At 63.3% G+C, this 12,765-nt stretch carries 13 protein-coding genes; 10 read left to right on the forward strand and 3 right to left on the reverse strand.

Annotated elements, in window-relative coordinates:
• Window positions 1-9: 9 nt before the first annotated feature.
• The 10 genes from JQ624_RS24300 to glp all read left to right on the forward strand — a co-directional run bounded on the left by JQ624_RS24300 (window position 10) and on the right by glp (window position 11,077).
• Entirely contained in the window at window positions 10-3,762 is a 3,753-nt protein-coding gene (locus JQ624_RS24300) for a nitrate reductase subunit alpha (protein ID WP_212421441.1), read from the forward strand.
• Window positions 3,759-5,279 carry a nitrate reductase subunit beta gene (gene narH / locus JQ624_RS24305; protein WP_212421442.1) on the forward strand — a complete coding sequence of 507 codons (1,521 nt, stop codon included), beginning with the start codon at window positions 3,759-3,761 and terminating at the stop codon, window positions 5,277-5,279. Before JQ624_RS24300 ends, narH begins: the two co-directional genes overlap by 4 nt.
• The gene (narJ, locus tag JQ624_RS24310; protein WP_212421443.1) at window positions 5,279-5,986 is read left to right on the forward strand and encodes a nitrate reductase molybdenum cofactor assembly chaperone; all 708 of its coding nucleotides are present in this window, start codon (window positions 5,279-5,281) and stop codon (window positions 5,984-5,986) included. Before narH ends, narJ begins: the two co-directional genes overlap by 1 nt.
• Before the next feature lie 10 nt (window positions 5,987-5,996).
• Window positions 5,997-6,713, forward strand: a complete 717-nt coding sequence (gene narI, locus JQ624_RS24315; RefSeq protein WP_212421444.1) for a respiratory nitrate reductase subunit gamma — start codon at window positions 5,997-5,999, stop codon at window positions 6,711-6,713.
• Between the two features lie 3 nt (window positions 6,714-6,716).
• Window positions 6,717-7,541 carry a peptidylprolyl isomerase gene (locus tag JQ624_RS24320; RefSeq protein WP_212421445.1) on the forward strand — a complete coding sequence of 275 codons (825 nt, stop codon included), beginning with the start codon at window positions 6,717-6,719 and terminating at the stop codon, window positions 7,539-7,541.
• 9 nt (window positions 7,542-7,550) lie between these two features.
• Window positions 7,551-7,889, forward strand: coding sequence for a hypothetical protein (locus JQ624_RS24325; RefSeq protein WP_212421446.1), 339 nt, complete (start codon window positions 7,551-7,553; stop codon window positions 7,887-7,889).
• A gap of 50 nt (window positions 7,890-7,939) precedes the next feature.
• The gene (locus JQ624_RS24330; protein WP_212421447.1) at window positions 7,940-8,668 is read left to right on the forward strand and encodes a carbonic anhydrase; all 729 of its coding nucleotides are present in this window, start codon (window positions 7,940-7,942) and stop codon (window positions 8,666-8,668) included.
• A gap of 1 nt (window position 8,669) precedes the next feature.
• Entirely contained in the window at window positions 8,670-9,209 is a 540-nt protein-coding gene (mog, locus tag JQ624_RS24335; RefSeq protein WP_212421448.1) for a molybdopterin adenylyltransferase, read from the forward strand.
• A complete protein-coding gene (locus JQ624_RS24340; protein ID WP_212421449.1) occupies window positions 9,178-9,768 on the forward strand; it encodes a DUF2478 domain-containing protein in 591 nt (196 codons plus the stop codon). Before mog ends, JQ624_RS24340 begins: the two co-directional genes overlap by 32 nt.
• A 91-nt stretch (window positions 9,769-9,859) precedes the next feature.
• Entirely contained in the window at window positions 9,860-11,077 is a 1,218-nt protein-coding gene (glp, locus tag JQ624_RS24345) for a gephyrin-like molybdotransferase Glp (RefSeq protein ID WP_212421450.1), read from the forward strand.
• Between the two features lie 92 nt (window positions 11,078-11,169).
• On the opposite strand, the gene JQ624_RS24350 is transcribed toward glp, so the two are convergent.
• The 3 genes from JQ624_RS24350 to JQ624_RS24360 form a co-directional block, all read right to left on the reverse strand.
• Window positions 11,170-11,427: a hypothetical protein gene (locus JQ624_RS24350; RefSeq protein ID WP_212421451.1), complete on the reverse strand. Its 258-nt coding sequence runs from the start codon at window positions 11,425-11,427 to the stop codon at window positions 11,170-11,172.
• Between the two features lie 44 nt (window positions 11,428-11,471).
• Entirely contained in the window at window positions 11,472-12,176 is a 705-nt protein-coding gene (locus tag JQ624_RS24355; protein ID WP_212421452.1) for a helix-turn-helix domain-containing protein, read from the reverse strand.
• A gap of 114 nt (window positions 12,177-12,290) precedes the next feature.
• On the reverse strand, window positions 12,291-12,728 hold the full coding sequence (locus JQ624_RS24360) for a response regulator (protein WP_212421453.1): 438 nt from the start codon (window positions 12,726-12,728) through the stop codon (window positions 12,291-12,293).
• Between the last annotated feature and the right edge of the window lie 37 nt (window positions 12,729-12,765).

Raw genomic sequence — 12,765 nt, forward strand, 5'->3', positions numbered from 1 at the left:
AAGCTCACGATGAGTCATTTTCTCGACAGGTTGTCGTTCTTCACGCGCCCCAAGGCCGAATTCGCCGGCGGGCACGGCGTGATGACCACCGAGGATCGTTCCTGGGAGGACGGTTACCGGAAGCGCTGGCAGCACGACAAGATCGTTCGTTCCACCCATGGCGTGAACTGCACGGGCTCGTGCTCGTGGAAGGTCTATGTCAAGGGCGGCATCGTTACCTGGGAGACGCAGCAGACCGACTATCCGCGCACGCGGCCGGATCTGCCCAACCACGAGCCGCGCGGCTGTGCGCGCGGCGCGAGCTATAGCTGGTATCTCTACTCCGGCAACCGGGTGAAATACCCGCTGGTGCGCTCGCGATTGCTGAAGCTGTGGCGCGAAGCACGCGTGCTGATGACGCCGGTGGCGGCCTGGAAGTCGATCGTCGAGGACCCGAAGAAGCGCGCTGCCTATGTGCAGAAGCGCGGGCTCGGCGGCTTTGTCCGCGCCAGCTGGGCCGAGGTCAACGAACTCGTGGCGGCGGCCAACGCCTATACCGCCAGGACGTACGGCCCGGACCGCGTGTTCGGCTTCTCGCCGATCCCGGCGATGTCGATGGTGAGCTACGCGGCCGGCGCGCGCTACCTGTCGCTGCTCGGCGGCGTCTGCATGTCGTTCTACGACTGGTACTGCGACTTGCCGCCGGCCTCGCCGCAGACCTGGGGCGAGCAGACCGACGTTCCCGAAAGCGCCGACTGGTACAATTCCGGTTTTCTGATCCTGTGGGGGTCGAACGTCCCGCAAACCCGCACGCCGGATGCGCACTTCTATACGGAGGTCCGCTACAAGGGCGCCAAGAGCGTGGTGATCTGCCCGGACTATTCCGAAGCCTCGAAGTTCGCCGATCTCTGGGTATCGCCGAAGCAGGGGACCGATGCGGCGCTGGCGATGGCGATGGGCCACGTCATCCTGAAGGAATTCCACGTCGACCGTCAGGCCAAGTATTTCAACGACTATGTGCGCCAGTACACAGACATGCCGATGCTGGTGCGGCTGGTGAAGCAGGGCGATCACTATGTACCCGAGCGTTTCCTGCGCGCCTCCGACTTCGTGAAGGGAATGGGGGAAGCCAACAATCCGGAATGGAAGACGGTCGCCTATGACGAGACCTCCGGTGAAATCGTCGTGCCCAAGGGCTCGGTCGGTTTCCGCTGGGGCGAGAAGGGCAAGTGGAGCCTGGAGGAGAAGGCGTCCGGCAATCAGGAAACAAGGCTCCGGCTGTCGCTGAACGATATCAAGGACGGCACCTCTTCGGTCGGCTTCCCCTATTTCGGCAACCGCGAGCACGATCATTTTGCGGGCACCGATCACCCCGATGTGCTCAAGCGCAACGTGCCGACCAAGACGCTGCAGCTTGCCGACGGCGAGACCGTCGTGGCCTCAGTGTTCGATCTGTTCCTCGCCAATTACGGTGTCGATCGCGGGTTCGGCGGCGAGAACATCGGCAAGAGCTACGACGATCTTGAGCCGTATACGCCGGCCTGGGCGGAAAAGATCAGCGGCGTGCCGCGCGACCAGATCATCACGGTGGCGCGCGAATTCGCGCTCAATGCCGAAAAGACCGGCGGCCGTTCCATGGTCATCCTCGGCGCCGGATTGAATCACTGGTACCACATGGACATGAACTACCGCGGCATCATCAACATGCTGGTGATGTGCGGCTGTATCGGGCAGTCCGGCGGCGGCTGGTCGCATTATGTCGGCCAGGAAAAGCTGCGCCCGCAGTCGGGCTGGACGCCGCTGGCGTTTGGCCTCGACTGGGGCCGTCCGCCGCGGCAGATGAACTCGACGTCCGCGTTCTACGCCCACACCGACCAGTGGCGTTACGAGACGCTCGATGTCAGCGAGATCCTGTCGCCGACCGCGCCGGCGGGGCCGTGGGACGGCGCGCTGATCGACTACAACGTGCGCGCCGAACGGATGGGCTGGTTGCCGTCAGCGCCGCAACTGCAGACCAATCCCCTCGAAGTATCGAAACAAGCCACGGCGGCGGGGATGGAGGCAAAGGACTATGTTGCCAAGTCCCTGAAGTCGGGTGACCTGCAATTGTCCTGCGAAGATCCCGACAATCCCAGGAACTGGCCGCGTAACCTGTTCGTCTGGCGCTCGAACCTCTTGGGCGCATCGGGCAAGGGCCACGAATACTTCCTCAAGCATCTGCTCGGCACCAAGCACGGCATGATGGGCAAGGATCTCGGCGAACACGGCAAGAAGAAGCCCATGGACGTGAAGTGGCGCGACGAGGCGCCGGAAGGAAAGCTCGACCTGCTGGTCACGCTCGATTTCCGAATGTCCACGACCTGCATGTATTCGGACATCGTGCTGCCGACGGCGACCTGGTACGAGAAGAACGATCTCAATACGTCCGACATGCACCCGTTCATTCACCCGCTGTCGGCGGCGGTCGATCCGGTCTGGGAATCGCGCAGCGACTGGGACATCTACAAGGGCATTGCGGAAGCGTTCTCGCGGGTGGCGCCCGAAGTGCTGGGCGTCGAAAAGGACGTCGTGCTGACGCCGATCATGCACGATACGGCCGGCGAGATCGCGCAGCCGTTCGACGTCAAGGACTGGAAAAAGGGCCAGATCGATCCTATCCCCGGCAAGACGATGCCGGCGGTGACGGTGGTCGAACGCGACTATCCGAACCTCTACAAGCGCTTCACCTCGCTTGGGCCGTTGATGAACAAGCTCGGCAACGGCGGCAAGGGCATGAGCTGGAACACCGACCATGAGGTCGACCTGCTCAAGAAGCTCAATGGCATCGTGACCGAGGAGGGCGCGAGCAAGGGGCTTGCCCGCATCGACAGCGCGATCGACGCCTGTGAGGTCATCCTGAGCCTCGCGCCGGAGACCAATGGCGAAGTTGCGGTCAAGGCGTGGGCGTCGCTGGAAGGCTTCACCGGCCGAGAGCATCAGCATCTGGCGATCCCGAAGGAAGACGAGAAGATCCGGTTCCGCGACGTGGTCGCGCAGCCGCGCAAGATCATCTCCTCGCCGATCTGGTCAGGCCTTGAATCGGAGAAGGTTTGCTACAACGCCGGCTACACCAACGTCCACGAACTGATCCCGTGGCGGACCCTGACCGGCCGCCAGCAGCTCTACCAGGATCATCTGTGGATGCGCGCCTTCGGCGAAGGCTTCTGCGTCTACCGGCCGCCGATCGACACCAAGACCGTCAAGCCGGTGATCGACCGCAAGCCGAATGGCAACGCGTCGGTGGTGCTGAACTTCATCACGCCGCACCAGAAGTGGGGCATCCACTCCACCTATACCGACAATCTGCTGATGCTGACGCTGTCGCGCGGCGGGCCGATCGTCTGGATCAGCGAGACCGACGCCAAGGCCGCAGGCATCGTCGACAATGACTGGATCGAGGCTTTCAACACCAACGGCGCGCTGGTAGCGCGTGCGGTGGTCTCGCAACGCGTCAAGCCGGGCATGTGCATGATGTACCATGCCCAGGAGAAGATCGTGAACGTGCCTGGCTCCGAGCAGACCGGGCAGCGCGGCGGCATCCACAACTCGGTGACCCGGGTCGTGACCAAGCCGACGCACATGATCGGCGGCTACGCCCAGCAGTCCTACGGCTTCAACTATTACGGCACGGTTGGCGCCAACCGTGACGAGTTCGTCATCGTCAGGAAGATGTCGAAGATCGACTGGCTCGACACGCCGACGGCAGATCAGCCTGGTACCCCCCGTTTGGAGGCCGCAGAATGAAGATCCGTGCTCAAATCGCCATGGTGTTGAACCTCGACAAGTGCATCGGGTGTCACACCTGCAGCGTCACCTGCAAGAACGTGTGGACCAGCCGCGAAGGCATGGAATACGCGTGGTTCAACAACGTCGAGACCAAGCCGGGCATCGGTTATCCCAAGGATTGGGAAAACCAGGCACGCTGGAAGGGCGGCTGGAAACGCAAGCGTAACGGCAAGATCGAACCGCGCATCGGCGGCAAATGGCGCGTGCTGGCGAACATCTTCGCCAACCCGGACCTGCCCGAGATCGACGACTATTACGAGCCGTTCACCTTCGACTACGCACATCTGCAGCAGGCCAAGGAAATGCCGGCGATGCCGACCGCGCGGCCGCGATCGCTGGTGTCGGGCGAACGGATGGAAAAGATCGAATGGGGCCCGAATTGGGAGGAAATCCTCGGCGGCGAGTTCGCCAAGCGGTCGATGGATGCGAACTTCGAAGGCGTCCAGAAGGACATCTATGGGCAGTTCGAAAACACCTTCATGATGTACCTGCCGCGGCTGTGCGAGCACTGCCTCAACCCGGCTTGCGTCGCGGCGTGTCCGTCGGGCGCGATCTACAAGCGCGAGGAGGACGGCATCGTCCTGATCGACCAGGACAAGTGCCGCGGCTGGCGCATGTGCGTCTCCGGCTGCCCCTACAAGAAGATCTATTACAACTGGTCCTCCGGCAAATCCGAGAAGTGCATCTTCTGCTACCCGCGGATCGAGGCCGGCCAGCCGACGGTATGCTCGGAGACCTGCGTCGGACGCATCCGCTATCTCGGCGTGGTACTTTATGACGCGGACCGGATTGCGGAAGCCGCAAGCAAGCCCGACGAGCGCGATCTCTATCAGGCCCAGCTCGACGTCTTCCTCGATCCCAACGATCCCAAGGTCATCGCCGAGGCGGAGAGGCAGGGCATTCCGCATGCATGGCTCGAATCCGCCAAGGCCTCGCCGATCTGGAAGATGGCGATGGAATGGAAAGTCGCGTTCCCGCTGCATCCGGAATACCGCACGCTGCCGATGGTCTGGTACGTGCCGCCGCTGTCGCCGATCACTTCGGCCGCCTCCGCCGGCAAGATCGGGCTCGACGGTGAAATGCCTGATGTGAAATCACTGCGCATCCCCATGAAGTATCTCGCCAACCTGCTCACTGCGGGCGACGAGAAACCGGTGACGCTGGCGCTGGAACGGATGCTGGCGATGCGTTCCTACATGCGGGCCAAGACCATCGACGGCGTCGTCGACGAGGTGATTGCCAAGCGGGTCGGGCTCACGCCGGCACAGATCGACGAGATGTACCAGATCATGGCGATCGCCAATTACGAGGACCGGTTCGTGATTCCGACCGCGCACCGCGAACTCGGCGCCGACGCCTACGACATGCGCGGCTCCTGCGGCTTCACCTTCGGCAACGGCTGTTCCGGCGGCGAAAGCGAAACCAATTTGTTCGGCTCGCCGCGCAAGGCCAAGAACCCGATGGAGATCGCGTGATGAAGACGTTCAAGGTCCTGTCGGCTCTGCTCAGCTACCCGACGGAGGGGCTGATCGATGCGGCGTCCGAGTTCCCGGCGATCCTGGACGCCGAGAAGTTGGTACCGGCGGCCTGTCGCGGTGCGCTCGACCTGCTGATCGAGGAAATCGCGGTCGGCGAGGTCTACGATCTGCAGGAGCGCTACGGCCTGCTGTTCGATCGCAGCAAGACGCTGGCGCTGCATCTGTTCGAGCACGTCCATGGCGAGAGCCGCGACCGCGGCCAGGCGATGGTCGACCTCAAGGCGATGTACGAGAAGGCCGACCTGTTTATCGCGGCCAACGAACTGCCCGACTACGTGCCGCTGTTTCTCGAATTTCTCTCGACGCAGCCGCTCGCCGAGGCGCGTGAATTGCTGGGCCAGACCGCCCATATTTTTGCAGCGCTTGCCGAGCGGCTCGAACGGCGGCAATCGAAATACAAGACTGTGTTCGATGCGCTGGTCGCGATCTCGGCGGCGGCCCCGTCGCGCGAGATTGTCGACGAATTGCTGAAAGGTATCGACCCCGATCCGATGGATCTCGAGGCGCTCGATGCCGCCTGGGAAGAGGAAGAAGTGCGGTTCGGTCCCGGTGCCCAAGGGCAGGGCGCCTGCGGCCACGAAGGCCTGATCGCAAAACTTCGCCACGCCAGACGCGCGGTCGATCCCGCGCCACGTCCGCAGTGAGGAGAGAGCCATGCAAGCGCTCAATTCAATCGTCTTTGGCTGGTATCCTTACCTTTGCCTGACCGTCTTCCTGTTCGGCAGCCTGTTCCGGTTCGACCGCGAGCAATATACGTGGCGGACCGGATCCAGCCAGTTGCTGCGGCGTCGGCAACTGACATGGGGTTCCAACCTGTTCCACGTCGGCATTCTCTTCATCTTTCTCGGCCATTTCGTCGGCCTGCTGACGCCGATCTGGGTGTTCGACTGGCTGGGCGTCTCGCATGGCTTCAAGCAGATGCTGGCGATCGTGGCCGGCGGGCTCGCCGGTTTGATGTGCCTGGTCGGCATTGCGCTATTGACGCATCGCCGCCTGTTCGACCCACGCATCCGCGCCAACTCCTCGTTCGGCGATACCGCGATCCTGCTGCTGCTGTTCGCGCAACTACTGCTCGGGCTTGCGAGTATTCCGGTCTCGATGGGCCACCCCGACGGCCATGAGATGGTGAAGTTCATGGATTGGGCGCAGGGCATCCTGACGCTGCAGCCCGGCGTCGCCGTCAACATTCTGGACGTGCACCCGATCTTCAAGGCCCACCTTGTGCTCGGCATGACGCTCTTCCTCGTCTTCCCGTTCACGCGGCTGGTTCACATCTGGAGCGCGCCGGTCTGGTATCTCGGCCGCCGTGGCTATCAGGTCGTCCGCAGCCGCGACGGCCGCATGGCCCGTCCCATTCAACCGGCGGAGTAGGTCATGGATTGCTCACTGACGAATACGCTGCCCAAGCCCCGGACCATCAGCGTCAACGGCAAGGTCATTCCGCGCGAGGTGATCGCCCGCGAGGTGCAGAACCACCCTGCGGAAAAGCCGATCCTGGCGTGGCAGGCGGCGGCCCGGGCGCTGGTCGTGCGCGAACTCCTGCTGCAGGAATCGGCCCGGCTCGGAATCGAGGCGGAGCCGCTTTGCGATGCCGAAGGGCGCTCCGAGACCGACGAGGAAGCGGCGATGCGGGCGCTGATCGAGCGCGAGGTCGTAACGCCGGAGCCGGACGAGGCGGCGTGCCTGCGGTTCTACGAACAGAACCGCCAGCGCTTTCGTTCGGGAGACCTGTATGAAGCCGCGCATATCCTGATCGCCTCGCGTCCCGACGACGTCGCGGCGCGCACTGAGGCCCGCCTGGCGGCCGAGAATATTCTGGCCGCCATCCGCTCCGATCCGGCTTTGTTTGCCGAATTCGCCCGCAGTCATTCGGCTTGCAAGACTTCGGCGCAGGAGGGCGGTCGGCTCGGTCAGTTGACGCGCGGCCAGACGGTTGCGGAGTTCGAGGCTGCGCTGGAGCGGATGCGTCCCGGCGAATTCGCCATCGCTGAAACCCGCTATGGCTTCCATGTCATCCGGCTCGATCAGCATGCGCCTGGGCAGGTGCTGCCGTTCGAACTCGCCCGCGACCGCATTGCGGACTATCTCACGACCAGCGTCCAGCATCGCGCGTTGGCGCAATACGTCTCGGTGCTGGCCGGCCGGGCAGATATTTCGGGCGTCACGCTTGCCGCGGCGGCGTCGCCGCTGTTGCAGTAGGAGTTGAAGATGCAACTTGGCGACATCATCCGCAGCTTCAGCGAGGACGCGTCCGCCAGCGAGGCGCTGCTTGCCTGCAACGACATCGTGCTGTTCGCCCGCGTCGGCGAGGCCGCTACCCGTTATGAGGAAACCGTCGGCGAGTACGCCTCCGGCGCCGTCCGGCGCTTTGCCAATCTCGCCGGCAGCGAGGACTGGCTCGGCCTGATGAATGTCGTCGAGCGTACCGACGATCCCGGCACCGGCTGCCTCGTTTACATGGTCAACTGGTCGCTGAAAAAGGACGAGGCGCCGGAGCCGTCCGCCCATGCCGGCTGCACTTGTGGCGGTGGAGGAGGCTGCTCGTGAGTTCGCCCCCTTTGACCTCCGATGCGATCGGCTCTGGATTGTGATGCGCCATGATCGACGAGCTGTTCGACCGTAACGTGGCCTGGGCGACGGGAAAGACCCGCAGCGATCCCGATTACTTTCGCCGTCTCGCCGAGCAGCAGGCGCCGCGCTATCTCTGGCTCGGCTGTTCGGACAGCCGTGTTCCCGCCAACGACATCGTCGGCCTCGATCCCGGCGAAGTGTTCGTGCACCGCAATGTCGGCAACGTCGTTCACACCGGCGACATGAATTTGCTGTCGGTGCTGGAATTCGCGGTCGAGACACTGCAGGTGAAGCACGTCATCGTCTGCGGCCATTATGGCTGCGGCGGCATCCGCAGGGCCTTCGAGCCGCCTGGCGGAGGTAGTCTGGTCGATCACTGGCTGGCGCCGGTGCGGGAAATGTGCCGGCGATGCGCGCCCGATCTGGCGCAGCTTCCGAATGAAGCGGCCAGAATGGACCGCGCCTGCGAATTGAATGTCGAACTGCAGCTACGGCGGATCGCTGCCACGCCGATTTTGCGCGGCGCCTGGCAGCGCCAGCAATCCATCACGGTTCACGGCTGGATCTATGGTCTGGGTGACGGACTGTTGCGCGATCTCGGGCTGAAGCTGTCGTCGCTGGACGATGCCGAGACGCTCGACGGGGAAGACAATTATGCGGGGCTCGCCGAGCCAATCACCATGGTTCGCCGCCACGCCGAGGAAGCCTTCGCGGGGCTCTCGATGCTGGAGCCGCAGCTATTGGAGGAGGGCTGAGATGCCGGACAATCTGCTGGCGCGAATTGGCGTGCTGACGATATCCGATCGGGCCAGCCGCGGCGAATATGAGGATATCAGCGGCAAGGCGATCAACGATTTCCTTGGCCGGGCGGTGCGGTCGAACTGGGTAGCGGTTGTCAGGATCGTTCCTGATGGCATCGACAGCGTGGCGCAGGCGCTGATCGAAATGGTCGAGCGTGAGGATTGCGACCTGATCCTGACAACCGGTGGCACCGGGCCGGCGCCGCGGGACCTGACGCCGGAAGCAACGCGGATGGTCATCACGCGCGAGCTGGAGGGTTTTGGCGAACTGATGCGCCGGATCAGCCTCGAACAGGTGCCGACCGCCATTCTCTCCCGGCAGACTGCCGGAACGCGCGGAAAGTGCCTGATCGTCAATCTGCCGGGGCGCCCCTCTGCCATCGATGTCTGCCTGAACGCGGTATTTCCCGCAATTCCCTACTGCCTCGATCTGATCGGGGCGCGACGAATAGAGGTCAATCCAGATGTATGCACAGCATTCCGTCCCGCCGCATAGCGCAGCCGTGCGGCCGCAACAGGCCCTGGTGGCGATCGTGTACGCCAACGAGGCCTATCCGCAATCAACCTTCGAACGCATCGTTGCGGACGGCCGCCACCGCGGGCTCAGGGTAGCCGGCGTGCTGCAACACCCGGTCTGCTCAGACGCGGCCGGTCATTGCGATGTCGCGCTGGAAGAGCTCACCACAGGACTGCGAACGGATCTGTTCGAAGATCGCGGCCCCGGTGCCAGCGGATGCCGGCTCGACGAGGCGGCGCTCGCGGAAGTGAACGGGCAGGTGGCGCGTTCGCTCGATGCCGACCCGGATCTCCTGGTCCTCAACAAGTTCGGCAAGGTGGAGGCCGAAGGCCGCGGGCTGCTTGACCTGGTGGCGATGGCGGTCGATCGCGGCATTCCCGTCGTGATCGGGGTTCCGATCCGAAACCTCGAACCCTGGCGCGACTTCGCCGGCGGCATGTCGGTCGAATTCACCGATGATCCGTCGGAGGTCGCGGACTGGCTCAACAGAACCTTTCCTGTTGCGATAGCGCAAAGTCCTGAGCCGGCCGCCTGTTAGACAGAGGTTGCATCCATCGAACAGACCTTGCGGAGGCGAAATGCCAGCGTTGCTGCAAACAGAAATCGACGCCTGCCTTCCGTCTGCAAGCATGGACCTTGTTTCAGTGCAACAGGCGCTTGCCATCGGTTTGGCCGAGGCGCGGCCCATCGCCGAGACCGAGCTGGTCGATCTCTCAGCCGTAGCGGGGCGGATTCTTGCCCAGCCAGTCAAGGCAGATGAGCCGCTGCCGCGGTTCGATTACAGCGCGATGGACGGCTATGCTGTCGACGCGGACGGCTTGGCCACAGAATTTCCAGCCCGGTTGAAGGTGGCCGGCAGCATCGCTGCGCGGCGCACCGTCGGGAAGCCGGTGCTGCAGGACGGTTGCGCCTTTCGCATCCTGACGGGTGCGCCGATCCCCGCCGGCGCCAATGCCGTCATCGCCCAGGAAGATGTCCGGCGGGAGGGCGACCGTATCGTTCTCTCCCATGCGCCGCGAGCGGGCGACAACATTCGAAGGCGGGGCGAGGACGTCCGGCCGGGCGACAGCCTGATCGAGGCGGGCACGGAGATGGGACCGCTGCAGGCAGGCGTCGCCGCGGCCAGCGGCTATCCCGGCGTTCGCGTATTCCGCAGGCTTCGCGTAGCGATGTTCACGACCGGATCCGAGCTTCGGCAGCCCGGCGAAAACCTCCTGGCCGGCGAGATCTACGATGCCAACCGTTTCGTCCTGCGCGGCCTGCTCGCAAAGCCATGGATCGAGATCATCGATCTCGGAAGTATCATCGATAAGCCGTCGAGGTTGCGGGCCGTTTTCCAGACGGCAGCGGCGCGCGCCGACATGATCATCAGTGCCGGCGGTGTATCCGTGGGCGACGAAGACCACGTCGTGGATGCGTTCCAGCGCTGCGGCGGCAGGCTGTGGATTCGCAAGGTCGCTATCAAGCCGGGCAAGCCGCTCGTCCTCGGCAAAATGGCTGGCGCCACCTATATCGGACTGCCCGGCAATCCCGGCGCACTGTTCACGACGTTCAAGGTCATTATCGATGAGATTCTGGCAGCTCGCGCTGGGATCAGGCCTGCCGCAGGCAGCGAGTGCGCAGCCATCGCGAATTTCGACTGGAGGGGACGGCCGGGCCGCTCAACCTATCTGCCCGCCGTTCTGGCGGGTGAAGTGCATGGCCTGCCATTAATCGAGCTGTTGCCGGGCGCCAATTCCGGCAAGCTGCATCAGCTTAGCCTCGCCGGTGGTTTCGTCGTCGTCGCCCCGGAGCTGGAATCCATCGAACGCGGCGCGCAGATACGCTGGCGGCCGTTTGCGAGATAGGAGTTGTGGTCACCGCGCCTGAGAACGAGCGCGGCGAAATAGCCGGTGCGCAGGCGCGCGAGCCGGCCTCGGTTCACGCCGCGGTCAGTTCATCACGCGACGCGGTTCCATGTGTGCTTGCAGGGTGCGGGGGAATGGCCCGCCGGATGTTCCAACTCGTGATGGCCGCTCAGGTGCATGACCTCGACGCAATCGGCGTTCAGGCGTTCGTTATCGACCAACCGTTCCGCCAACACCAGCGCCTGGGATGGCCCGACTGATTGAACGTCGATCTGACGCTGCAGGCACTTGAAGCTGTGGCCATCGGAATTACAAAGATCCTTGTAGAAGGAGACGCGATAATTGTTCATCTTGCCCTCCCGTCCTTCCTGTATCCTTGTCGCCTAGTCTACTCTCAGGCGTCCATGTCTGCCAGCCGCTGCCGGTTGCGCAGCACGATTTGACGGGCACTCGAAAACACCAGAACGCCCTGGTCGCTGAGCTGTGAAAGCGCCCGCGAAACGGTTTCCAGCGTCAGGCCGAGATAGTCGCCGATGTCGCGGCGGCACATCGGCAGGGCCATCATACCGGCCCTGGCGAGGCGACGGTCCATTTCCAGCAGGAAAGTCGCAACTTTTTCCATCGCGGTCTTGCGGCCCAGAAGCAACATGTGGTCTTCGGCGTGCCGGAGGTCGCCTGCAGTCATGGTCCAGAGGTTGTGGGCGACCTGGACATTCGATCCGGCGGCGGCTTCCAGGCTGCGGCGCTTCACCAGGCGGACCGTGGTGTCGGCGATCGCTTCAGCCGTCAGGCGATGGCTCGAACCGGCATCGAGGCCGAACACGTCGCCGGGCAAATGGAACGCGCCGATCTGGCGCCGTCCGTCGTTGAGGAGCTTGTAGGTGCGAACTGCGCCGCGGATCACCTGATAGACATATTCGGAAGGCTCGCCCTCGCCGTAAATTTCCTCATCCTTCCGGTAGGAAAACTCGGTGGCAATCACGCCCGCGCAGGTCGCGATCATGCTGAACTGGTCGACGGCCGGAACACTCTGGGCGCGTGGGGTGGGGAAAACCTTGGCTGCCGGGACTGTCTGGGTGGTGATCGTCTGGGTGAGCATTTTGCCATCTCCTCGATGCGGGATGGCTTTGGTGTAACTGGGATTTTTGCTGCCCGATATTTGGGTCGATATCCTAAGGGCAGGCCCCTACGGGGTTTTACGGAGGCTGGCCTTTCAGGGCTGGCCTGCCGCGCTCGGCGCATCGATCGCCTTCCGAACGCAGTCGATCAGGCTGTCCTCGAGGTTAGGCTTCAAAAGCACCTGGTGCACTCCAGCCAAGCTTGCTTTGGCCGAGATGCTCGCGTCAGGATAACCCGTGATCAGAATGATAGGGGTGGAGACCTGGAGCCTTCGCAGACGATGGGCCAGTTCCAGGCCATCGAGTTCCGCCATCTTGTAGTCAACGACAAGACAATCCGCGCGGTTTCGGGTGGAAGATCCCAGCAGCGCGACCCCGCTGCGGAACGTGCGGACGTCGAATCCTTCGGTTTCCAGCAGAAATCGCAAAGATGTCCGGACGTCGTAATCGTCATCGACGACATAAATCATCGATTTCCTGGGCGGAAGGTTGACGCTGGCTTCACCGCTGGCGCTGGTTCGGGTGTCGGTCATGTTGACAAAATAGACATTTTGCCAAGACCCGAATTGA

The organism is Bradyrhizobium sp. AUGA SZCCT0283, assembly GCF_018130385.1.
GTDB lineage: Bacteria > Pseudomonadota > Alphaproteobacteria > Rhizobiales > Xanthobacteraceae > Bradyrhizobium.